We start from the raw sequence: 22,500 nt of genomic DNA on the forward strand, positions 1-22,500 counted from the left end.
GCTAGTCGCGTGGGCTCGGAGATTTGTATAAGAGACAGGTGCTGGGGGCCACGGCCGGCCTGATCACCCTGGCCGGTCTGGCCCACTATCCACAGATTACCGGGTATCAGGTACCCATTTTGCTGATTGCCGGCTTTCTGGGGGAAACGTGGCGTCATGCCCTGGGTGGTTTGATCTGGCTGGCCATTCTCACCACGGCCATAGCCGACGCCCATGGTTTCGCCAGCCGCCTGGCGCCGGGCGGGGGGTGGCGCTACCGGGCAGTGGGCCTGGCCACCATTATCTGTGCCCTTCCCCTGGCGAAAATGGATTTTTCCCGCCTGGTACAGCTGCTTTACCCTCTTTTCGGGTACGCCGGCCTGATCATTTTGGTGGCCCTCCTGCTGGCGCCCTTCCGGTTGAAATGGATTACCCGGTATCATTTTTTTTGAACCCGGTGACCGGCGTCCGGCAGATGTCTACCTTTCGAAGAAGGATTTGACCCTTTGGCCCTCGAAAACAGATCATGGAAAAAGTATTATAATAAAATAAAAGTGCGGAACAGGGGGGGTTGGTCTGAACTGGCTGGATGTGCTGATTATACTGATCATTGCCTGGTCGGCCTGGCGCGGTTTGGAAACGGGGCTGGTGGCCGGTCTGGCCCGCCTGACCGGCCTTTTTCTGGGCCTGGCCGCAGCCATGCGCTATCACACCGCCCTGGCCGGCTATTTGAGCGGGCAGTGGCCCCTGGAGCAGTGGATCCGGGAAAGGTTGACCGCTCCCACCGGAGGAATACCCGCCGGCTTCAATCTGCCGGCCTGGGAAAAATTAATCGCCCGGGGTGTGCTGGAGATTCTGGCTTTTATCCTGATTCTGCTGCTGGTTTCACAGCTGGTATGCCTGACGGGACAAATGGCCGCCCGGGCAGCCCGGTTCAGTTTCCTGGGCCCCGTGGACAGGGCCGGCGGGGTATTGCTGGGGGCGGTCAGGGGGCTGGCCATGGTGGTTATTTTACTGGTCCTGCTGACGGCCCTTACCCCAACCGGAGGCGGCGGGGCAAGGGTTTTACCGCCGTGGCTGGACCGGGCGGTGGCGGGTTCCAGCCTGGCCCGTCCCTTGATTGAGGTCGCCACGGGCGCGTTGAAGCTCACATTACCCGCCAATGTCCCGGCCACCGGTGTTTTCAGGGATATTACCGGTCCGGGTAAGTCCATATAGGGAGGGGTTTATAAAAAAATAATACCAGAAATTTCCCCCCGGAAAATGCCCGCCGGGCATTATATTCCGGGGATAATAGGTTCAGGAAGGCAAATTAAAGCGGGAGAGTGACGGAAATTGACCGGTAACCTGTCCAAGGATCAGCATGACCGTCCGGCGGTCTGGACCAAACTGGATGCGTCGGGACAACAGGCGGCCATGGATTTTGCAGAGGAATACCGCCGGTTTATCACTGGGGCCAAGACGGAAAGGGAAACCATAAGCCTGGCTGCTTCCCTGGCCCGGCGGGGGGGTTTTGTGCACCTGGAGGATTGCCCGGGATTGAAGCCCGGCGACAGGGTGTTCAGCATCAGCCGGCACAAGGCCATGGCCCTGGCCGTGGTGGGCACGGAAAATCTGGAAGGGGGCCTGAATATTGTGGGCGCCCACGGGGACAGCCCCCGCCTGGACTTAAAACCCCAACCCCTCTACGAGGAAGCGGGGCTGGCCCTTTTGAAAACCCACTATTACGGCGGGATCAAAAAGTACCAGTGGACCAGCATCCCCCTGGCCCTGCACGGGGTGGTCCTGCGGGGGGACGGACAGCTGGTGGAACTGGTCATCGGGGAAAAGGAATCAGACCCGGTTTTCACCATTGCCGATCTGCTGCCCCACCTGGCCAGGGAGCAGATGGAAAAGAAAATGAGCGAGGCTGTTTCCGGAGAATCCCTGAACCTGCTGGTGGGAGGCATTCCTGTTCGTTCCGAAGAGGTGCGGGAGAGGGTGAGGCAGGCCGTTCTGGAACGCCTGGCGGCGCAATACGGCTTATCCGAGGAAGACTTTATCAGCGCTGAAATAGAGGCGGTGCCGGCCTGGCCGGCCCGGGACCTGGGTCTGGACCGCAGCATGATCGGTGCCTACGGGCAGGACGACCGGGTGAGCGTGTATTCGGCCTTGAGGGCCATTCTGGATTTGCCGGCCCCTTCCCGCACGGCGGTGGCCCTTTTTATGGATAAGGAGGAGATAGGCAGTGTGGGCAATACGGGGATGCAGTCCTCCTTTTTCACCAATTTTGTAGCCGAACTGGCCGCCCGCTGCCTGCCCGGCTACAGCGAGCTCGGCCTGCGGCGGATCCTGGCCCGTTCCCGGGCGCTTTCGGCCGACGTGAACGCCGGGCTCGACCCCAATTACCCGGAAGTGATGGATAAGCTGAACGCGGCCCGCCTGGGGCACGGGGTGGTATTGACCAGGTATACCGGGTCCGGGGGAAAAAAAGGAGCCAGTGACGCCCATGCCGAATTTATGGGTTACGTGCGCCGCCTGTTCAACCAGAATGGTGTGATCTGGCAGAGCGGCCTTTTGGGCAAGGTGGACCAGGGTGGCGGTGGAACCATCGCCTATTTGCTGGCCCAGCACGGTATGGATGTGGTGGATTGCGGCGTGGCCCTTTTAGGCATGCACTCTCCCTTCGAAGTGGCCCACAAAGGGGATATTTACATGGCCTACCGGGGATACCGGGCCTTCCTGGGGACATAAAAGGGGGGATTTCGGTTGGCTGGTTTCTTTAATACCGTATTCGCCCAGGCCGTTATCGCCCAGGCGCTGGCCATTGACTGGCCGCGCATATTGGGAACGACAATAAAAATACTGCTTTTACTGTTCCTGGCCTTTGCCCTGCTACGCCTGGGCGGGGCGGCCATAGACCGGTTTTTGCAGGAACGGGACCGTTTGGGTCCCATGAACGGGCGGCGGGTGAAAACCCTGCGCACCCTTTTGAAAAGCGGCTTTAAGTACACCATTTATTTCGTTACCCTGGTAACCGTCCTGAACCTTTTCGGAGTGCGGGTGGAAGCCATTCTGGCCGGGGCCGGGGTGGTGGGGCTGGCGGTGGGTTTTGGTGCCCAGAACCTGGTGCGGGACGTGATCACCGGTTTTTTCATCCTCCTGGAGGATCAGTTTGCGGTGGGGGATTACATAACCATTGCCGGGGTCAGCGGGACGGTGGAAAATATGGAACTGCGGGTAACCCGGCTGCGGGATTTCAGCGGACAGCTCCATATTGTGCCCAACGGCCAGATCAAGCAGGTCACCAACCACAGCCGGGGCAACCTGCAGGCCCTGGTGGACGTGGGTGTGGCCTACGAGGAAAACCTGGAGCGGGTGATGACCGTACTGCAGGAAATATGCGAACAGGTGGCCCGGGATCTGGCCGACGTGATTGCCGAGGGGCCCAAAGTGCTGGGGGTGGTCAATTTTGGCCAGTCCGACGTGGTCATCCGCATACTGGCCTACACAAAACCCCTGCAGCAGTGGTATGTGGAGCGGGAACTGCGGCGGCGGATTAAAGATGCCTTCGACCGGGAAGGCATTGAAATACCCTACCCCCGGACGGTGGTGCTGAACATGAGCGGCGGTGAAAAAAATGCACAGGTATCAGGTTGGTGATGTGGTGCGCACCCGCAAGCCCCATCCCTGCGGCGGGGACACCTGGGAGATAATGCGTACCGGGGTGGACTTTCGCCTGAAATGTACCACCTGTGGACGGGTGGTCATGCTGCCCAGGCCGAAGTTTGAAAAAAGCGTCAGGGCTGTGGTGAGCAGCGCTGCCGGCGGCAATAATCCCGGCGGGGGTTAAATAGTTGCCATTTGACCCCGGTTATGCTATAATCTATAAGTTGTTATATGGCTTTTCCGCCCTGCTCTACCCCGGTAGAGGGTAGGGCCGCAGTCCAGAGGGAGGAGGTGTTTTTATGCGCAGCTATGAGTTGCTCTTCATTGTGCGCCCGGATATGGAGGATGAAAAGATTGCCGAGGCGATCGAAAAGTTTAAAACCCTGATCACCACTCACGGCGGCCAGGTCACCAGGGCCGAAAAGTGGGGCAAGCGCCGCCTGGCCTATGAGATTGCCCGCGTCCGGGAAGGGGTTTATATCATCTTCCAGTTCAACGCCCCGCCGGCGGTGGCCCAGGAAGTGGACCGGGTGCTCAAGATCACCGACTATGTGCTGCGGCACATCATTGTGCACCAGGCGGCCGAAAGGCCCGCTGCATCATGAACCGGGGAAGCCGAAAACAATTTTTTGCTTTCCGGCGGATATCCCAAAGAGGCGCATTGTCACCCGGGATCAGCCGGCACAAGCCATTGTCAGGTATTGCCCGGGGGCCGCTCAAAATCAATGGTTCTTTGGGCGTGTCCTTTTAGTTTCACGGCTGAGGCTATTTAAAAAAAACCAAGGCGGTGTAAGGGATGCTCAATAAAGTCATCTTGATCGGTCGCCTGACCAGGGAACCGGAATTGCGTTACACCCCCGGGGGCGTAGCCGTGGCCAGGTTCACCCTGGCGGTGGATCGCCCCTTTACCAACAAGCAGGGGGAGCGGGAAGCGGATTTTATTGATATTGTGGTCTGGCAGAAGCAGGCGGAAACCTGTACCCAGTACCTGGGCAAGGGACGGCTGGTGGCCGTGGAGGGACGTTTGCAAATCCGTTCCTACGACGACAGCCAGGGTATACGCCGTAAAGCCGCGGAAGTGGTGGCTGATCAGGTGCGCTTCCTGGACCGCCCCCGGGATGAGCGCCAGGCTCCGGTGGCTGCTGCCAGGGATACTTCCACGGTGGCTGAACCCGGCTTCAGTGAGGTAAACTTTACGGAAGACGACATACCATTTTAGGGAATGTTATAACGAAAATGGATACCGATGACCGACGTCTGACGACTGACGACTGGTTAAAGGAGGGACAAATTAATTGGCCAAACGTGAACGGGGTCGCCGGGGCAAGAAAAGGGTCTGCAATTTTTGTGTGGATAAAATGGAAGTCATCGATTACAAGGATGTACCCCGGCTGAAAAAATATATTACCGAACGGGGCAAAATCCTGCCCCGGCGCATCTCGGGCAACTGTGCCCGGCACCAGCGGATGCTTACGGTGGCCATCAAGAGGGCCAGGAACATTGCCCTGTTGCCATTTACAGCCGAGTAAAAGCTTACCTGGGGAACTATCCGGTTCCCCTTCGTTATTTATCAACCGGTCCTGATTTACAACCGGTCCTGCCAGGGTGGCCAGCAAATAACAGCAGTCCTTCGAGTTTAAGAGGCAGGAAAAGGGCGGGCGTCCCGCGAATTAACAGCGTGGGAAGGGGTGGGTGAGCATGTTTCCAGTGAATCATGACACCAACATAGCCAAAAACATCCGGGTCATTGAATGGCTGAAGGCGGATTTGCTGGCTTCCCTGGCCGCCCTTTTCAAGGGGATGCTGCGGGGGAGCGAGGAACGGCTGCTGGAATCATTAAGCGGCATTATCATCACCTGTTATGTGCTGGGCCGCCGCCTGGGCATCAGTTTTACCCGCCTGGACCTGAAACTGGAAAACAAACTGCGCCAGGGTATTGAAGAGGATCACGAGATGGAAAGCTGGTACGGGGACTTATCCGCCCTGCTGGCCCATCTGGTGGAAAAAAAGAGGTGATTGCCCGTTTTGACCAGCCTCCAGAGACGGGCCCTGGTGGAAGGGGCTTTTTTTGCTGCTCTGACGGTGATCATTGCTCTGTTTGGTTTATACCTGCCGCCCCTGTTTTTTGTCACCGTTTTATTTACACCGTTGCCCCTGGCCCTGGCCGTTCGCCGGCATAACCTGAAAACGGGCGCCATGGCCATGGTGGTGGCCGGACTTTTGCTGTTCATGCTCGCCGGCCGGCCGGTAACGGTGCTCCTGCTGGTGATTCAAACCGGCCCGCTGGGCCTTCTGCTGGGCCTGTTATTTAAAAACCAGGTGCGGGCCGGACCCGGCCTGGCCCTGGCCGCGGCGGCAGCCGTGTTATTAACCTTAACCGGTTTTGGCGTGGCCTTTGGCCTTACCGGCATTAATCCGCTGGTGGTGGGCCCCGAGATGCGCGGAGTGATGGAACAGGTCCTGCAGTGGTATCAGGAGCGGGGCCTGGTGGATGCCAATGCCGCCCGGGAACTGCGTTATATGATGGACGAAGGTATCCGGCTGGTGAGCATCCTTCTGCCGGCCAATCTGGTGGTCTGGTCCCTGGTGTCGGTTTTTATTACCTACACCACGGCGCAAAGATTATTTCACCGCATGGGATACCCGGTGGCTGCTTTACCGCCCTTCAACCGCTGGCGTTACCCCTGGTATATGCTCTGGGGTTTGATTCTGGGGCTGGGACTGGTTATTGCCGGCGATACACCCGGTTATGGGGGGTTGTCCACGGCAGGGAAGAACATTCTTTACGTCAGCGGCTTTCTTTACCTGGTGCAGGGCCTTTCCGTAGCCGCATATTATTATGGCCGCTGGCCCCTGTCCAGGATGGTAAAATTGCTGCTGCTGGTCATGCTTGTTTTGTACTGGCCCTTTGTAACCGTTACCCTGGTTACCCTGGGCGTGCTGGATTCCATATGGAACATTCGTAAAATAGGGCAAAAGGATCAGGAAAAGGGGGGTCGCAGGTGAAGGTCATATTGCTGGAAGAGGTAAAGAATCTCGGGGCGAAAGGGGCCGTGGTGACGGTGAGCGACGGCTATGCCCGGAATTTTTTGCTGCCCCGGCGGCTGGCGGTGGAGGCCACCCCGGCCAAAATAAAAGAACAGGCCAGGCAGCTGGCCGTGGAAAGGCGTAAAAAAGAAGAAGAGGAATCCCGCGCCCGGGAACTGGCGTCCCGCATGGACGGCCTGACGGTACGGCTGGGCGCCCGCACGGGAGAAAGCGGCCGGCTGTTCGGTGCCGTCAGCAGCAAAGATATCGCCGACGCCCTGGAACAACAGCACCAGATCAGGGTGGATAAGAAAAAAATAATCCTGAAAGAGCCCATCAAACAACTGGGGGAGCATACGGTAACGGTCAAACTCCACCAGCGGGTGCAGGTACAGATAAAGGTGGCGGTGATCCCGGAGAATCAGCCGTCCTGAACGGGGCGACGTCACTGCCCGGCAAAAAGCCACCATCGACAGACCAGGTCTTGTATGTAGTTATTTGAGCCCGGAATGTCCACCAGGCACGTAGAAAGGAGTTTGCCCATGAAAGTTTTTCTGGAAAAGTTTAAGGGGCTCAAGGGAGATGCCGGTACCCGGTTCAAAGGTGCGGAACAGCTGCGCCGTCAGGTCAATGCCCTTTTTGGCCTCGTAGCCGGTATTTACGGTTCGGACAAACTGGTGCTGCGGGCCGGGAAGCTGAACGTGCTTCAGCTGATGCGCTCCGAACGGTTGGAGGAAAGGGTGCTGGCGCTCCAGAAGCTGGTTTTTGAAGATCCCACCCTGGATACCGTGCCCGCCGTCGAGGAGATTCCGGCCATCCTGGAACAGATTGAAGAAGAAATTGCCGATACCCTGGCCAGGCGTACCGTGGAAGAGGAACTGGAAAAGAAAATCAATGAAAAATTGCAGCAGCGTCACGAGGAGTACGTCAAGGAAATAAAAATGCAGGTCTTAAAGGAAAACGCCGGGCCGGAAAACGCCCAGACCTTGAAGAAGCTGGCCATTCTGGAAAAACTGGATCAGAAGAAACTGGCCCGTTCGGCCATGGAAATACTGCGGCCGTCCAGTTTTGACGAACTGGTGGGTCAGGAAAGGGCGGTCAAGTCCCTGCTGGCCAGGCTGGCCTCCCCCTTCCCCCAGCACATACTTCTATACGGCCCGCCCGGTGTGGGCAAAACCACCGCCGCCCGGCTGGCCCTGGAGACGGCCAAGGGAATCAAGGGCTCTCCCTTTGCCAAAGACGCCCCCTTCGTGGAAGTGAACGGTACCGTATTGCGCTGGGACCCCCGGGAGGTGACCAACCCCCTGCTGGGTTCGGTGCATGATCCCATATACCAGGGCGCCCGCCGGGATCTGGCCGAAACAGGGGTACCGGAACCAAAGCTGGGGCTGGTTACCGACGCCCACGGGGGAATTCTGTTCATCGACGAAATCGGAGAAATGGATCCCCTGCTGCAAAACAAGCTGCTTAAAGTGCTGGAGGATAAGCGGGTTTATTTTGAGTCCTCCTATTATGATCCCCACGACTCGTCGGTGCCCCGGTATGTGCGCAAAATCTTTGAAGAGGGGGCGCCGGCCGACTTTATCCTCATCGGTGCCACCACCCGGGACCCGGCGGACATCAACCCGGCCATCCGTTCCCGGTGTGCGGAAATTTACTTTGAACCCCTCACCCCGGCCGATATTGAAAAGATCGTGCGTCAGGCCGCTGAAAAGCTGGGGGTGGTTCTGGAGGCGCCGGTGCCCGGGGTGATCAGTCAGTATACCATCGAAGGGCGCAAGGCCATCAACATTCTGGCCGATGCCTACGGCCTGGCCTGTTACCGGGGCGGGGGACAGGTGGGGGAACAGGGAATAACCGTTTCCGACATTTACGAGGTGATTCAGAGCAGCCGTTTGAGCCCCTATGTACTCCGGTCGGCCAGCCCCGAAAGGGAAGTGGGCAAGGTCTTTGGCCTGGGTGTGCTGGGTTTTGTGGGTTCCGTGCTGGAAATTGAGGCGGTGATCTTCCCGGCCGGCAATCGCGGCCAGGGCAGCATACGCTTTAACGATACCGCCGGCAGCATGGCCCGGGACTCGGTTTTCAACGCCGCTTCGGTAATCCGCAAGGTGACGGGGGAAGATCTGTCCCACTATGACGTGCATATCAACGTGGTGGGCGGTGGGCGCATTGACGGGCCGTCGGCCGGCGTGGCCGTCTTTCTGGCCATTTTAAGCGCCCTGCAGGAAAGGGGCATACCCCAGGATGTGGCTGTTACCGGTGAACTGTCCATTCAGGGACGGGTGCGGGGTGTGGGAGGCATTGCCGAAAAGATTTACGGCGCCCGCCAGGCCGGGATGCGCCGGGTGATTATCCCGGCCGAAAACAAGCCCGACGTACCTGCGGGTTTGAAGGGCATCGAAGTAATCCCGGTGCATACGGTGGAGGAAATGCTCGGTTACGTTTTCTCCACACCGGACGAAGGGGTACTGGTCAGTTGATTGACGGGTGATCCATGATGAGTGAGATCAAGCAGGCGCCGCAGAATATAGATGCGGAGCAGTCGGTCCTGGGGGCGCTCTTTATCGACCGGGAAGCCATACCCCGGGTGGCCCGCACTTTGCGTCCCGAAGATTTCTATCTGGAAGCCCACCGCAAGATTTACGAAGCCATCCTTTCCCTGGAGGAAGCGGGACGGCCGGTGGATTTGCTGACGGTGACCAGCTACCTGCGGGATCAGGGAACCCTGGAGCTCATCGGCGGGGCCACATACGTGGCTTCCCTGGCGGCCCTGGTGCCCACGGCCGCCAACGTGGAGGAGCACGCCCGCCTGGTGGAGGAAAAGGCCATCCTGCGCAGCCTGGTGCAGGTGGCCGAGCGGATTGCCGCCCGGGGGTATGAAGGCGGCGAAGATGTGGAAAGGCTGATGGACGAGGCGGAGAGGATGATCCTGGAACTGGCCGCCCGCCGCTCCACCGGCTTTTTCACCCATATCAGGGATATCCTGAACCAGATTTTTGCCTTTATCGAGGAGCGCTACCGTCAGAAAGGGCACATCAGCGGCATAGCCAGCGGTTTTGCCGATCTGGATCGCCTGCTCTGCGGTTTTCAGCCGGGTGATTTAATCATTGTGGCCGGGCGACCGGCCATGGGTAAAACCAGCCTGGGATTGACCATCGCCCACCAGGTGGCCCTGCAGCACCAGCAGCCGGTGGCCGTTTTCAGCCTGGAAATGTCCCGGGCACAGCTGGTGCAGCGGGTCCTGTGCGCCGAGGCCATGGTGGACCAGCAAAGGGTGCGCAGCGGTTACCTGCAGGATGAAGATTGGGTGCGCCTGACCGAAGCGGCCGCCCGCCTGGCCAAAGCTCCTCTATATATTGACGACTCGGCCATCCTGTCCCCGCGCCAGCTGCGGGCCAAGGCCCGGCGGCTGCAGTCGGAAACGGGCCTGGGCCTGGTGGTGGTGGATTACCTGCAACTGATGCAGGGCAGCCGCCGGGCGGAAAACCGCCAGCAGGAAATTGCGGAGATTTCCCGCTCCTTAAAGGGCATAGCCAAGGATTTAAACGTGCCCGTACTGGCCCTGGCCCAGCTCAGCCGCTCGGTGGAACAGCGCCAGGACAAACGTCCCATTATGTCGGATTTGAGGGAAAGCGGCTCTTTAGAGCAGGACGCGGATGTGGTGATGTTTATCTACCGGGACGAGTATTACCGTCCGGATTCGGAAAAAAGGGGCATAGCCGAGATCATAGTGGCCAAGCAAAGAAACGGCCCCACCGGTGTGGTGGAGCTGGCCTTCCTGAAAGAGTTCACCCGCTTTATGAACCTGGCCAGGGAAGAAGCGCCAGAGCAATAACCTGTTATAAGTAAATGTTCGATAATCTCGCTGTATGCTCGCAGGCTGTCGGCCGGACAATGCTTTTTCGCCGCCGGCGTATGAGCAGCCGTTTTAGCGGAACGGCTTTAATGCACGCCGGCCGCGGGTCGTATGGGGGCCTTATTTTGTCCCTCCTGCAGGGCGATGATCCGGTCAATCAGTTCCATCATCAGGCGGATGATCTCCCGGGATGACTTTGTCAGACAGTTGATGTGCTCGTAGGTTTCGTTGCCCAGCTGCCGGCGGTGGCTTTCCAGGGCCTGCAGGCCGCACTGGTGCACCTGCCGGTGGGGTTCTTCCAGGGCGGCCAGAATTTCCTGCACTTCCCGACCCATCTCCTGGCCCAGGCGCAGGCCTTCTCCATAGTACCAGCGGCCAAAATGGCAGCTCCGGTGATCGGCCAGGACGGCAGCCGCTTCCTCACCCCGCAGGGCCTTTATAACGCCGGCAATCCAGCGGGCGTGATCCACCACCCGCTGGGCCAGGAAGCCGGGCAGGCCGGTGTCGCTTCCTGCCAGTTGGGTGAACAGGTAGGACCAGGACTGCCCCAGCACCTGTTCCGCAAAATCGGACTGCTCCCGGCTTTCCCGGGCCAGTTCGCCGGCAAAATTTGTGTTGGCGGCCACGCTGGAAACGCTGGCGGCCACTTCCTGGGTTACGGCGGCCTGCTGCTGGGAGGAGGCGCTTAAATCATGCATTAGACGGGTTACGGTATTGGTGCTGGTTTCGATCCGGTTGAAGGGTTCGGCGATACCCCGGGCCAGCTGCAGTCCCTCCAGCACCGCCCCGGTGCTTTCTTCCATGGTGGCCGCCGTCTGGTGCATGCCGCCTTTCAACTGGGATACGGCCTGCATAATCTCGTCGGCCGAATGGCGGGTGCGCTCGGCCAGGTTGCGGATTTCTCCGGCCACCACGGCAAAACCCCGCCCGGCGTCGCCGGCCCGGGCCGCTTCAATGGAGGCGTTTAAAGCCAGCAGGTGGGTCTGGTCGGTGATGTCGGTGATTACCGTCACGGCCTGCTCGATATGTTCCACCCGGCGGGCCAGGTCCCGGACCACCTCGGCCAGGCGGGAGATACTGCCCTCGGTCCCGGCTATTTTTTCCAGTGCCGTTTCCAGGGCCTTACTGCCTGCGTTGACACTGCTGCTGACCAGGTTCTGCTCATCGGTGGCCGTCTGGATGGACCCGGCCATCTCCTGAATGGTGGCGGACAGTTCCTGGGCCGCCGCAGCCAGGTTGTCCATCCGTTTGCTGATGTCCGCCACCCGGTTTTCAGTACGGAAGGTATAAAGTTCCGCATAGGAAGTGGCAAAGAAGGAAAAAGCCAGACCACGCAAAGCCTGGTTGATTATTTTTTCAGTGACCAGCGGACGGCCGGCCCCTTTATGCTTGCCGAACAGCAAAGGCCCACACCCCTTTATTTATGATACTACTTATTATTATAAATAACTCCCATTAATGCAACCAGAAAAGGTTAAATATAATGTTAAATTTATGTTAACATTTCCTGCAGCGCCAATTATAATGATATTGACAGCCGCCATGGTATTTTGTTAGAATCTTTTCGTTTGTGGTGGTATCAATGAAGATTTTTCCGGACCTGGCCGCCCGCAGGGCTTTCTTTTTGTCCCCAGGGTGGTGAATTATTGAACATGGCCGCCGATGTTTCGGGGAGGGATGAACATGAACCAAAAATATGATATTATTATTGTCGGAGCAGGACCCGCCGGCATATTTACCGCCCTGGAACTGGTAAAGAGTAAACCGGGGCTCAAAATTTTGATGCTGGAAAAGGGGCGGGATCTGGAACAGCGCCGCTGCCCCTCCCGGGAAAAAAGCAGCGCTTGTTTCAACTGCAATCCCTGCTCCACCATCTGTGGCTGGGGCGGGGCCGGTGCCTTCAGCGATGGTAAGCTGACCCTGTCCACGGAAATCGGGGGCAGTCTGGAGGAATATATTGGCGAAGAGGAACTGAACCGGCTGATTGATTATGTGGACGGTATTTACCGGGAATTCGGTGCCCCGGACCGGGTTTACGGCCTGGAACACCGGGAAGCCATAGAGGAGTTTCAGCACCGGGCGGCCCAGGCCGAGCTGAAGCTGATTCCGGTGGCCATACGCCATCTGGGAACGGGCCGCTGCCAGGAAATTCTGCAGCGCATGAAGGATTACCTGCTGGCCCGGGGGGTGGAGGTGCGCACCCTTTCACCGGTAAGCTCCGTGGTGGTAGAAAATAATGAAGTGCGGGGAATAACTACCTACGACGGGGAACACATCCAGGCCCCCTATGTGGTGATGGCCCCGGGGCGGGAGGGGGCCCAGTGGCTCTTGGGGGAGGCCCGCCGGTTGGGATTGCGCACGGCCATCAACCCGGTGGATATCGGCGTGCGGGTGGAATTGCCGGCGGCGGTCATGGAACCCCTGACCCGGGTTTTTTATGAGGCCAAATTTATCTATTACTCCCGCTCCTTTGACGACAGGGTGCGTACTTTCTGTATGAATCCCTACGGCGAAGTGGTAATGGAGAATAACGAAGGTTTGGTAACGGTAAACGGGCATACCCATGCCTACCGGAAAACCGCCAATACCAACTTTGCGGTTCTGGTGAGCAAAACCTTTACCGAACCCTTTAAAGAGCCCATCGCTTACGGCAACTATATCGCCAGCCTGGCCAACCTGCTGGGCGGCGGGGTAATCGTGCAGCGGCTGGGTGACCTCCTGGCCGGACGGAGAAGCACTGCAGAGAGAATGGCCAAATGCCTCACCGTGCCCACCCTGACCAAAGCCACGCCCGGTGATTTAAGTTTGGTTTTTCCCTACCGGCATCTGGTGGCCATTGTGGAAATGTTGAAGGCCCTGGATGAGGTGGCGCCGGGGGTTTATTCCCGGTATACCCTTTTATACGGGGTGGAGGTAAAATTTTACTCCTGCCGCCTGGCCCTGACCAGCGGGTTGCAGACACAGGTGAAAAACCTGTATGCCGCCGGTGACGGCGCCGGGGTGACCAGGGGCCTGGCCCAGGCCTCGGGTTCCGGGGTGCTGGTGGCGCGGGAGATCCTCAAAGAGGGGGTATAAATTGAGCATGTCGACGCTGGTGCTGGTTGGCGCCCAATGGGGTGACGAGGGGAAGGGAAAGGTAACGGATTTTCTGGCGGAAAAGGCGGATCTGATTGTGCGCTACCAGGGTGGCAATAATGCCGGTCACACGGTGGTCGCCGGCGGCCAGCAGTTCAAGCTGCACCTGCTGCCTTCCGGGATTCTCTACCGGGATAAACTATGTATCATTGGCAATGGGGTGGTGGTGGACCCGGAAGTGCTCCTGGAGGAAATGGATCGGCTGCAGGGCCGGGTGGGGCAGATCGCCGGGCTGCGCATCAGCTCCAGGGCCCATGTCATCCTGCCCTATCACCGCCGTCTGGACCGGTGCGAGGAAGAAAAAAAGGGGCCGGGGCGCATAGGCACCACCTGCCGGGGCATCGGGCCGGCCTATACCGATAAAACATCCCGGGTGGGCATTCGCATGGCCGAACTGGTGGACGAAGAGGAGTTTGCCGTCCTCCTGGAGCGCAATCTGGGGGAAAAGAACCAGCTTTTAAGGAATGTTTTCCATACCGACGGCTTTGATTACGGGCAGGTGCTGGAAACATACCGGGAATACGGCCGCCGCTTGAAGCCCTATGTGGCCGACATATCGGTGATCATCAACGGGGCCATTGACCAGGGCAGGCGGGTGCTTTTTGAGGGAGCCCAGGGCACCCTGCTGGACGTGGATCACGGCACCTATCCCTACGTTACTTCCTCCCACCCGGTGGCGGCCGGGGCCTGTCTGGGGGCGGGCATCGGTCCCACCCGCATCCACCGGGTGATGGGTGTGGCCAAGGCCTATGTCACCCGGGTCGGTGAAGGGCCCTTCCCCACGGAGCTAAAGGATTCCGTGGGAGAACATATGCGTACCCGGGGGGGTGAGTTTGGCACCACCACCGGGCGTCCCCGGCGCTGCGGCTGGTTTGACGCCGTGGTGGGGCGTTATGCAGCCCGGATCAACGGGCTGGATTACCTGGCCGTGACCAAACTGGATGTGCTTACCGGTCTGGATACCCTGCGCCTCTGCACGGCTTACCGTTACCGGGGTGAATATTTGACCGAATTTCCGGACACCCTCAAGGTGCTGGCCGGTTGCGAGCCGGTTTACGAGGAATTGCCCGGCTGGCGGGAGGATATAAGCCAGGCCCGCAGTTATCATGAACTGCCCCTCAATGCCCGCCAGTATCTGGAGCGGATCAGCCAGCTGGTGGGCGTGCCCGTGGCCATTATCGGCGTCGGTCCGGGGCGGGAGGAAACCATTGTCACCCGGGAGGTATTTTAGGGGACAGATGTATTTTTATGGATAGCCGGCGGCGGTGGCCCGGCAGGATACCGCCGCCCGGGAGTCCTGTGGTGGGTAACGGGCGTTCACGGGAACTGGGAATTTGGGAAGCCCGCCGGCTGTTTATGCCGGTGGGAATCTGCTCCATCACCGGTGCTCCTTTTGCTTTCTTTGCGCTCAAGATAAGGTCTCCTTTTATCATGGTGACTTATGCCAGAAACTGTTTACAGGGTGACAATCTCACGGGTCGGCGACACGGGTTAAATTGTATATTGACAGGGAAGGCCGGCTTATAGTAATATATTTAGCGGTGACGCGCTTTTATGGGCCATTAGCTCAGATGGTAGAGCACCTGACTTTTAATCAGGGTGTCGGAGGTTCGAGTCCTCCATGGCTCACCAGGTAAGAGGTGAGAGGTGCGAGGTTGGAAGTGAGATTAAGAAGGCTTTGGCAAAGCCAAAGCCAACAGGAAATCTCACATCCCACATCTCATTTCTCACATCTCATGTGGCCCCATGGTCAAGTGGCTTAAGACACCGCCCTTTCACGGCGGTAACGCGGGTTCGAATCCCGCTGGGGTCACCAGTTGCCCTGTGCCTGATGGCACAGGGTTCTTAGTTTATCTCTTATGTTTTGAATGACATATCGTGTTTTACCGGTCAGAGCACCCTCACCCGGTATTCCTTAAGCCAGGTGTTTACCTGGATCAGGTAGGCCAGCAACTGGGGTCCCCGCATCAACTGGCCGTACCAGGGCATGCCCATGGATTCTGCCTCCTGGCAGGCAAAAAGGCGCACGGCTCCCACGTTGATAAACGGCCGGATGGGTGCCGCTGGGTCGTCCAGGATCTCCAGGATCTGGCGGCGAACCGCTTCCAGGTAGGCCGGGTGGTGGGTTTTGGGATAGGGCGTTTTGCGCCGGTACAGGACAGTCTCCGGCAGCAGCCCGGCCAGCGCCCGGCGTAAAATACCCTTTTCCATCCTGCCGCAGGTTTTCATCTCCCAGGGTATGTTCCAGGCGTATTCCACCAGGCGGTGATCGCAGAAGGGCACCCGTACCTCCAGCCCGTTGGCCATGCTCATGCGGTCCTTGCGGTCCAGCAGGGTGGCCATGAACCACTGCATGGTCAGGTACAGCATTTCCCGCATCCGGGCTTCTCCCCTTTCCTCGCCGGGCAGGTGCGGCACCTCATCCAGGGTTTCCCGGTAGCGCCTGGCCACGTATTCTTCCGGACGGATTACGTCCAGCAGCTGCGGGGAAAGCAGGCGGGTGCGCTCCTTGAGGTTCAGCGCCCAGGGAAAGGTGTTTGCCCGGATGGCTTCCGTCCGGTGAAACCAGGGGTAACCGCCGAAAATTTCGTCGGCGCATTCGCCGGACAGGGCCACAGTGGCTTCCTTTTTCACCTCCCGGCAGAACAGCAGCAGGGAAGAGTCGATATCGGCCATGCCGGGCAGATCCCGCGCCCGTACGACATCCATAAGGGCTTCCGCCAGCCGGGAGTTGTTGATGAGCACAACCTGGTGTTCCGTGCCTAAAAAACGGGAAATCTCTCCCACCCAGAGGGCATCGGAACTGCTTTCAAAGGAATTGGGCTTAAAGTAATGTTCGTTGCCATCATAGTCCACCGAATAGGTGCGCAGCGGTTCCAGGCCGTCCCGCCGGAAGGCGGCGGAGGCAAAAGCCGTAATGGCGCTGGAGTCCAGCCCCCCCGAAAGCAAGGTGCATACCGGCACGTCGGCCACCAGCTGGCGCCGGACGGTATCCTCCAGGAGCCAGCCCACCGTGGCGGCGGTGGTGGATAGGTCGTCGGTGTGGGGGCGGCTTTCCAGCTGCCAGTAGCGGTACACCCGGGTGCCCCGGCGGTCGTAAACCAGGCAGTGGCCGGGTTTTAGTTCTTTCACCCCCTGGAAAACGCCGTGTCCGGGCGTGCGCCCCGGTCCCAGGACAAAAATTTCGGCCAGACCTTCCCCGTCCAGCGCCGGCTCCACCGCCGGGTGGGCCAGCAGGGCCTTCAGTTCGGAACCAAAGAGGAGGAATCCACCCCTTTGCATGTAGAACAGGGGCTTTACCCCCAGCCTGTCCCGGGCCAGGAAGAGGCATTGGCGGGTCTCATCCCAGGCGGCAAAGGCAAAGATGCCGTTTAACCGTTTCACACAATCTTTGTCCCACTCCATAAAAGCCGTCAGCAGCACTTCCGTATCCGAGTGGCCCTGGAAGCGGTAGCCCCGGGCCTCCAGCTCGCGCCTGAGGTCGGGGGTATTGTACAGCTCCCCGTTATAGACCATTACATACGTGTTTTCCCCTTTCCGGCGGATCATGGGCTGCCCCCCGCCGGCGGGGTCCACCACCACCAGGCGGCGGTGACCCAGGGCGGCCCGGGGTGACAGCCACAGGCCCTCAGCATCTGGTCCGCGGCGGGCCAGGGTAGCGCACATTTTCTCCAGAACGGGGCGCTGATGGGTAAGATCCCGGTTCCAGTCCACCCATCCGGTAATGCCACACATTTGACTTATCCCTCCCGGTATTGCCATATAGAGGCTGGAATACACCCGCCGGCCTGAATAGCAAAGGCGCCCGCCTGAACAGCTCTGGTGCACTGCAGGGGGCGCCTTTGCCCGGCCCGGTGTCATATCTTATCCGGAGTTATATTATGCCGGAAAATTTACAGGTGTGCCGGGGAGAGTGGTAACAGTTCTCACCATATTTTTGCAAGGACGCGCCCGGTGAAGCTACGCCACGTCTGCCTGGGGTCGGGTGTCCCACCCTGCAGCCGCCAGCTTTGATGGTGCCGGGCAGGTTGCCGGGACCTGTGGAGACCCTTGTTTTTTTGTCATATTCCCGGTATGATCAAACTAATCCGGCGGCGGTGAAAACAACCTCCTCCGGTGGGAGCCCGGCCGGGATCACAAAAAATAGTGAGGAGAGATTAAACCATGGGGCTGTTTAAACGATTAAAAGATTTACTGGAAGCCAATTTGTCCGACCTGATCTCCAGAGCCGAAGATCCGGAAAAAATGCTCAACCTGTATATTGAGCGGGCCACCCGGGAGCTGAAGGAATTCAACATCCAGGTGAACCGGGCGGTGGCCGATGAGCTCATGCTGAAGCAAAAAATAGAAGCTGCCGGTAAGGAAATAGAATCCTGGTCCACCCAGGCCCGGGTGGCGGTGCAGCAGGGGCGGGATGACCTGGCCCGTACGGCCCTGGAACGCAAGCAGGTGGCCCAGGCCAGCCTGGAAAGTTACCAGTCCCAGCTGGCCGAGCAGCAAAAGGCCGTGGCCGAGTTGCGGGAAAATTACCGTTTGCTGGAGGAAAAACTGAACAAGGCCCGGGCCGAGCGGGATCAGCTAGTCATCCGCCAGCGCAGGGCCAGGGCCATGAAAGAAGCCAATGAAGCGGTGCAGGAAGTGGCCGGCGGCAGTGCCCTGGCCGATTTTGACCGCATGCGGGACAAGGTGGACCGTTTGGAGGCCGAAGCCCAGGCCAGCCGCGTTTCCTTGAGCAATTCGGTGGAAGACGAATTTGCCCGGCTGAAGGAAGAGGCCGGCAAGCAGGCGGTGGAGGATGAGCTGGCCCGCTTAAAGGCGGAGCTGGGCCGGAAAGAATAAGCGGGTGGGTCGCCCAGGTGCGGGAGTAAGCGGTAACAGTTCGGCAAAATCGCCAGCATCGGCAGGGTGCCAAGTTGTCCAGGGTGAACGACTGGCGGGGTGGTGATGACAGCACCCCTTGAGCCGGGGGTGACCCGGCACTCACCGAATAGTTTATTGTTCTTCGTCATTTGTTCTTTGCTATCCGGTAATTGGCACTGCAAAGATTGGGAGAACTGGTGAGTGCCGGGCGCTTAAACCAGCGGCATTGAAACATTGCGGTGGATGAGGTGAATTGCTCAATCAAAAGTTGCTGGACAGGTGCCACTGCCATGCCCCTTTGCAGCGTCGCCCGGCACCCACCTGAACAATTCTATACTCCTGTTGTTTGAGACTTTAATTGCCACCACCGGTTTTAAGAAGATGTGATATACCAGTGAGTGCCGGGTCCCATTGCTTGCCGTAATGCCGTCAGCGCGATCGCTGCGGATTAAGCCCGGCACTCAATGGCATCTGGTGTGATTAATAATGTGTAACCATATGCATTACATCAAAGGGGGTCGACCGAACATTTACATTCGGAAATAAACAACAATGGAACAGTGCCCGGCTGGTTGCGGTTTTTTCCGCGGGAGGTGAACAATGATTAAAAAATTAACGTCCCGGGGTGCCATGGCCCTGCTGCTGGCCCTGATTCTGGTGTTGGTGGCGGCAGTGGGTCCCGCCCTGGCTAAAGGGGGGCGAGGGGGTTTTTCCTCCGGTGGGCGATCCAGCTTTTCCGGCAGTGCCGGGTTTTCCTCGGGCAAGGGTTTTTCCACCGGGGGTCGCAGTTTCACCAGTTCCGGTGGCAGCAAAAGTTCCGTCTCCGCCCCTGCCGCCGTGGATGGCGGGCGTTCCTTTACGGGTACGGGGCTGGGCGGCGCCGGCAACGGTGCAACGCAAACTGCCCCGTCGGCCGGCAGTTCCTACGGCCGGGGATATACCATCAACCGGGACAGCTTCAGCACCCCCCGGACGGGAACCCCACCAACCCTGTATCAGGACCAGCGCTCCACCCGGCAGGATTATTCCACCGACCGCACCGGTTATACCAGCGGGAGGCAGTCATATACGGGCACGTGGGACCGGGCAGCTTACACCCAGTACGACCGTTATCCCCGCCGGCCACCGGTGGGCATCTACGGCTCGCCGCCCCAGCCCCCCTGGTATTACCACAATTATTACTGGGGGCTGCCCTGGTGGATGCACCTGCTCTTCCAGCCCAATTACTACTATACTCCCTGGGGCTATCACTTTTTTGCTCCCCGCATTTTAACCTGGCTGATGTTGCTGGGGGCCGGGGGACTGGGAGTGTACTGGCTGGTCAGGCGTTTGCGGCGGGTATAGGCCGGAATGGCGAATGTGCGGGCTTTTTTTTGCTCCGGAGATCTCAGCGGGTTCGTGTGGGCCATACCTGGAGTTGGTTGGATTTTCTGGCTGTGTTGCTCGCTGTGGTGCGCTTATCATGCCCTTGCCCGTCCGGGCGGACGGTATCCCAACAATGGTTTTATGTTCGGGTTAGCTGAAAATCATTGTCCGGTCGTATTAAAACCGGCTTTTAAATTAAAGGGGGTGGATTTATTCGTGGAATTTCTGGACGGTAAAAGGGTGTTTATCCGCCGGGACCGGGAGGATCAGGGGTTTGACGGTGTGGTTACCCAGGTGCGGGGTAAGTGGATCTATGTGGCCGTGGCCGATCCCGATCCCGACGGTTTCGACGGCATCTGGGTGAATACCGATTTGCAGCGGGAAATTGCGGTATTGAAGTAAAGGGTTGAGTTTTCATTGAAACTGGCGGAAATGCCACGTGGTGTCTGCACTGTGTTTTGGCTAAATATCTATGTAAGGTGTATGCGCAAAAGTACCGGTGGGCAGCCGGTACTTTTTGTTGTTTCTAAACTGACGCCCCCGCCGCCCATGGTCGTAAGCCGCAGCCAGTTGCCCGGGATCTTTAAAAATGTTTGCTCAATCTGCCAGGGTAGTGGTTTCAGAAAAAATCTCCAGTTGGAAAGGATAGCTGATAAAAATGTAGAAAAATATACCAGGATCAAATGAGCAGAAAGCAGGTGGGTATAATGCCCGGGTACCGCCTCATGGCGTTTTCGGCCACCCGCTCTCCTGATAGAACACCTGATCGGGGGGGGGGGGTAAACAAGCCTGAATATGGATGCAGATCACAAATATGTTATACAACGTTATCTCATCCTTGCCTCTTCGTTTTTCTTGCATGTTTCTCTCATCTTCGTTCTCCACCCTTTTCCCTTGAATATTCGACGGCCTGACATATATCTGAGTTTGCCTGTACCAAACTTCCATGCGAAAAACCTTTCACCTTTAAGTTAATATGGCTTGATTTTTAACGCTGCGCTTTTAAAATAAAGCCGTCGGGGAAGGGGCTGATGAGCAATGGTGTTAAGAAAAAAAACCGGTGTGACAGCGGATTGTAATCCGGCCGACTTGATGTTTGGCCTGGCTGTGGGCCGTTTTATCATGGCCCATACGGATCTGCTGGCCTTCTGGAGCCGCTTGAAGGCCGACGGGGCCGCCCGGGAATCGGATATCCTTGCCTCAGGTGCCGAGGAGCTTTCCTCCACCATTGAGGAAGTTAATTCTTCGGTGGAGGAAGCGGCAGCCGCCCATCACCATCTTGATGAACTGGTCCGGTCAAACCGCATGGCCATGGCAGAGATGGAAGGGCTTTTAGGTGGCGTGGCAAAGAGCATAGAAGATGTGGGAGCCCATTTGTTGGAAGTAAGCCAGCGGTTTCAGCAGGTCAACGCCATTGGGGAAGAGGTGGCGGGTATTGCGGATCAGACCAACCTGCTGGCCTTAAATGCCGCCATTGAAGCTGCCCGGGCCGGTGAAAAGGGCCGGGGCTTTGCCGTGGTTGCCCAGGAAGTACGCAAACTGGCCGGAAAGACCAAGGACGCCGTGGCGAATGTAAAGTCCCTGGCCTCTGAAATGGGGCAATTTGCCGATGCGGCCAACCTCAGGAGTAAGGTGGTCAAGGAATCATTTCACGGGTACGCGGGGAAGGTTTCTTCTGTCGTCGAGAGTTTGAGCGAAAGTATGGACCAGATGGAATCTGCAACCATTGCCCTGGACGGGATAACCCGGGCCATGAACCAGATCAGCGATACAGCGGCTACTTTTGCCCTGTCTTCCCAGCGCCTGGCGGAATTAACGGCTTTTGGCGAGGCCTGTATATTAAATGCTGCCCGCGTCAGGGAGGCCGCCCTGCCGGTTCTGGAAGACCTGCTGGCCGGTTTGACTGAAGATACGGCGGTGCATACCCTGGCAGCCAGGCTCTACGACCACGCCCGGTTCATTAATGATGCCGTGGCCCAGAGCGGCAAAAATATTAAATTATCCGATCATACTGAATGCGCCTTTGGTCAATGGTATAGCGGCGATGGAGGCAGCCGTTTTGGGCAGCTGGCCGCCTGGCGCGCCATAGACGAACCCCACCGCCGGGTGCATGTGGCCGGGGCGGCACTGGCCAGGGAGGCCACTGCGGAGGCGGCGGAAAATCTGGCCCAGGCATCGATGGATTTGTTACGCCTTTTCGTGGCGCTGAAAAGGGAGATAGCCGGGATGAAGTAAGGAAGGGGGTGATGTCCTTTGCATTTTAAAGATCGGGTGGTCATCGTCACCGGCGCGGGCAGTGGTATTGGCCGGTGCATTGCCCGCACCTATGCCGCCTGCGGGGCAAAGGTGGTGGTGGCCGACCGGGACGGCATTGCCGGCCGGCAAACCAGGGATTTAATTGCTGAAACCGGTGGGGATGCCACCTTTGTCCTCACCGATGTAGGCCAACCGGCGGAAGTTATTGCTCTGGTGGCGAGAACGGAGGTTTGCAGCAGCTACCAACAGGCCGACAAATATTGATAAAACATAACAAAGCAGTTGCAATATACTATGGAACTCTTAACCATCAGCAAAGCGGCAAAAAATCAGGCAGGGGTTTCGGGAAGTGATTGCGGGAGTGTTGCAGGATG

General features: G+C 58.3%; 23 protein-coding genes, 2 tRNA genes and 1 pseudogene. 24 read left to right on the plus strand and 2 right to left on the minus strand.

All coding sequences use genetic code 11. The features are described from left to right. The first annotated feature begins 23 nt into the window (after positions 1 to 23). The 13 genes from GFC01_RS15605 (at position 24) to dnaB (ending at position 10,489) form a co-directional block, all read left to right on the plus strand. Entirely contained in the window at positions 24 to 431 is a 408-nt protein-coding gene (locus tag GFC01_RS15605) for a hypothetical protein (protein ID WP_194174985.1), read from the plus strand. A gap of 139 nt (positions 432 to 570) precedes the next feature. Then, on the plus strand, positions 571 to 1,197 hold the full coding sequence (locus tag GFC01_RS15610) for a CvpA family protein (RefSeq protein WP_194174986.1): 627 nt from the start codon (positions 571 to 573) through the stop codon (positions 1,195 to 1,197). Between the two features lie 117 nt (positions 1,198 to 1,314). Further along, positions 1,315 to 2,712, plus strand: coding sequence for an aminopeptidase (locus GFC01_RS15615; RefSeq protein WP_194174987.1), 1,398 nt, complete (start codon positions 1,315 to 1,317; stop codon positions 2,710 to 2,712). A 15-nt stretch (positions 2,713 to 2,727) separates the two neighbouring features. Then, complete coding sequence (locus GFC01_RS15620; protein ID WP_152948096.1) at positions 2,728 to 3,621, plus strand: mechanosensitive ion channel family protein; 894 nt, start codon at positions 2,728 to 2,730, stop codon at positions 3,619 to 3,621. Further along, the gene (locus GFC01_RS15625) at positions 3,599 to 3,811 is read left to right on the plus strand and encodes a DUF951 domain-containing protein (protein WP_152948097.1); all 213 of its coding nucleotides are present in this window, start codon (positions 3,599 to 3,601) and stop codon (positions 3,809 to 3,811) included. The genes GFC01_RS15620 and GFC01_RS15625 overlap by 23 nt, the downstream gene beginning before the upstream one ends. A 115-nt stretch (positions 3,812 to 3,926) precedes the next feature. After that, positions 3,927 to 4,232, plus strand: coding sequence for a 30S ribosomal protein S6 (gene rpsF / locus GFC01_RS15630; RefSeq protein WP_152948098.1), 306 nt, complete (start codon positions 3,927 to 3,929; stop codon positions 4,230 to 4,232). 191 nt (positions 4,233 to 4,423) lie between these two features. After that, positions 4,424 to 4,846, plus strand: a complete 423-nt coding sequence (locus GFC01_RS15635) for a single-stranded DNA-binding protein (RefSeq protein WP_152948099.1) — start codon at positions 4,424 to 4,426, stop codon at positions 4,844 to 4,846. Positions 4,847 to 4,922: 76 nt separating this feature from the next. After that, positions 4,923 to 5,156 carry a 30S ribosomal protein S18 gene (gene rpsR, locus GFC01_RS15640; protein ID WP_152948100.1) on the plus strand — a complete coding sequence of 78 codons (234 nt, stop codon included), beginning with the start codon at positions 4,923 to 4,925 and terminating at the stop codon, positions 5,154 to 5,156. 169 nt (positions 5,157 to 5,325) lie between these two features. Next, positions 5,326 to 5,643 (plus strand): MazG-like family protein, encoded by a 318-nt coding sequence (locus GFC01_RS15645; RefSeq protein WP_152948101.1) that lies wholly within the window; start codon positions 5,326 to 5,328, stop codon positions 5,641 to 5,643. Between the two features lie 9 nt (positions 5,644 to 5,652). Beyond that, entirely contained in the window at positions 5,653 to 6,633 is a 981-nt protein-coding gene (locus tag GFC01_RS15650) for a YybS family protein (protein ID WP_194174988.1), read from the plus strand. Then, entirely contained in the window at positions 6,630 to 7,088 is a 459-nt protein-coding gene (gene rplI, locus GFC01_RS15655; RefSeq protein ID WP_341474042.1) for a 50S ribosomal protein L9, read from the plus strand. The genes GFC01_RS15650 and rplI overlap by 4 nt, the downstream gene beginning before the upstream one ends. 108 nt (positions 7,089 to 7,196) lie before the next feature. Then, positions 7,197 to 9,134, plus strand: coding sequence for a Lon family ATP-dependent protease (lonC, locus tag GFC01_RS15660; RefSeq protein ID WP_152948103.1), 1,938 nt, complete (start codon positions 7,197 to 7,199; stop codon positions 9,132 to 9,134). A 17-nt stretch (positions 9,135 to 9,151) separates the two neighbouring features. Then, positions 9,152 to 10,489: a replicative DNA helicase gene (dnaB, locus tag GFC01_RS15665; RefSeq protein WP_152948104.1), complete on the plus strand. Its 1,338-nt coding sequence runs from the start codon at positions 9,152 to 9,154 to the stop codon at positions 10,487 to 10,489. A 107-nt stretch (positions 10,490 to 10,596) separates the two neighbouring features. Here dnaB and GFC01_RS15670 read toward each other — a convergent pair whose 3' ends face one another. Beyond that, entirely contained in the window at positions 10,597 to 11,913 is a 1,317-nt protein-coding gene (locus tag GFC01_RS15670; RefSeq protein ID WP_152948105.1) for a methyl-accepting chemotaxis protein, read from the minus strand. Positions 11,914 to 12,193: 280 nt separating this feature from the next. Here GFC01_RS15670 and GFC01_RS15675 point away from each other — a divergent pair, with 280 nt between their 5' ends. The 4 genes from GFC01_RS15675 to GFC01_RS15690 all read left to right on the plus strand — a co-directional run bounded on the left by GFC01_RS15675 (position 12,194) and on the right by GFC01_RS15690 (position 15,461). Beyond that, on the plus strand, positions 12,194 to 13,585 hold the full coding sequence (locus GFC01_RS15675) for an NAD(P)/FAD-dependent oxidoreductase (RefSeq protein WP_152948106.1): 1,392 nt from the start codon (positions 12,194 to 12,196) through the stop codon (positions 13,583 to 13,585). A 7-nt stretch (positions 13,586 to 13,592) separates the two neighbouring features. Then, positions 13,593 to 14,876: an adenylosuccinate synthase gene (locus GFC01_RS15680; protein WP_152948115.1), complete on the plus strand. Its 1,284-nt coding sequence runs from the start codon at positions 13,593 to 13,595 to the stop codon at positions 14,874 to 14,876. Positions 14,877 to 15,201: 325 nt separating this feature from the next. Continuing rightward, a tRNA-Lys gene (locus GFC01_RS15685) sits at positions 15,202 to 15,277 on the plus strand. A 108-nt stretch (positions 15,278 to 15,385) separates the two neighbouring features. Beyond that, positions 15,386 to 15,461 (plus strand) — tRNA-Glu (locus GFC01_RS15690). A 74-nt stretch (positions 15,462 to 15,535) separates the two neighbouring features. Here the strand turns inward: GFC01_RS15690 and asnB are convergent. After that, positions 15,536 to 17,380 (minus strand): asparagine synthase (glutamine-hydrolyzing), encoded by a 1,845-nt coding sequence (gene asnB / locus GFC01_RS15695; RefSeq protein ID WP_152948107.1) that lies wholly within the window; start codon positions 17,378 to 17,380, stop codon positions 15,536 to 15,538. A 429-nt stretch (positions 17,381 to 17,809) separates the two neighbouring features. Here asnB and GFC01_RS15700 point away from each other — a divergent pair, with 429 nt between their 5' ends. The 7 genes and pseudogenes from GFC01_RS15700 to GFC01_RS15725 all read left to right on the plus strand — a co-directional run bounded on the left by GFC01_RS15700 (position 17,810) and on the right by GFC01_RS15725 (position 22,390). Next, on the plus strand, positions 17,810 to 18,484 hold the full coding sequence (locus GFC01_RS15700; protein WP_152948108.1) for a PspA/IM30 family protein: 675 nt from the start codon (positions 17,810 to 17,812) through the stop codon (positions 18,482 to 18,484). Positions 18,485 to 19,105: 621 nt separating this feature from the next. Further along, complete coding sequence (locus tag GFC01_RS15705; RefSeq protein ID WP_152948109.1) at positions 19,106 to 19,849, plus strand: hypothetical protein; 744 nt, start codon at positions 19,106 to 19,108, stop codon at positions 19,847 to 19,849. A gap of 237 nt (positions 19,850 to 20,086) precedes the next feature. Further along, positions 20,087 to 20,272: a hypothetical protein gene (locus GFC01_RS15710; protein WP_152948110.1), complete on the plus strand. Its 186-nt coding sequence runs from the start codon at positions 20,087 to 20,089 to the stop codon at positions 20,270 to 20,272. A 15-nt stretch (positions 20,273 to 20,287) separates the two neighbouring features. After that, entirely contained in the window at positions 20,288 to 20,557 is a 270-nt protein-coding gene (locus GFC01_RS15715) for a hypothetical protein (protein WP_152948111.1), read from the plus strand. Between the two features lie 633 nt (positions 20,558 to 21,190). Beyond that, positions 21,191 to 21,625, plus strand: a pseudogene (locus GFC01_RS20245) (methyl-accepting chemotaxis protein); the annotation flags it as partial. Next, on the plus strand, positions 21,623 to 22,105 hold the full coding sequence (locus tag GFC01_RS20250) for a CZB domain-containing protein (RefSeq protein WP_423244405.1): 483 nt from the start codon (positions 21,623 to 21,625) through the stop codon (positions 22,103 to 22,105). The pseudogene GFC01_RS20245 and the gene GFC01_RS20250, both read left to right, overlap by 3 nt. A gap of 18 nt (positions 22,106 to 22,123) precedes the next feature. Further along, positions 22,124 to 22,390 carry an SDR family NAD(P)-dependent oxidoreductase gene (locus GFC01_RS15725; protein ID WP_152948113.1) on the plus strand — a complete coding sequence of 89 codons (267 nt, stop codon included), beginning with the start codon at positions 22,124 to 22,126 and terminating at the stop codon, positions 22,388 to 22,390. Positions 22,391 to 22,500 lie beyond the last annotated feature (110 nt).

This window comes from Desulfofundulus thermobenzoicus, from assembly GCF_009428905.1.
Classification (GTDB): domain Bacteria; phylum Bacillota; class Desulfotomaculia; order Desulfotomaculales; family Desulfovirgulaceae; genus Desulfofundulus_A; species Desulfofundulus_A thermobenzoicus.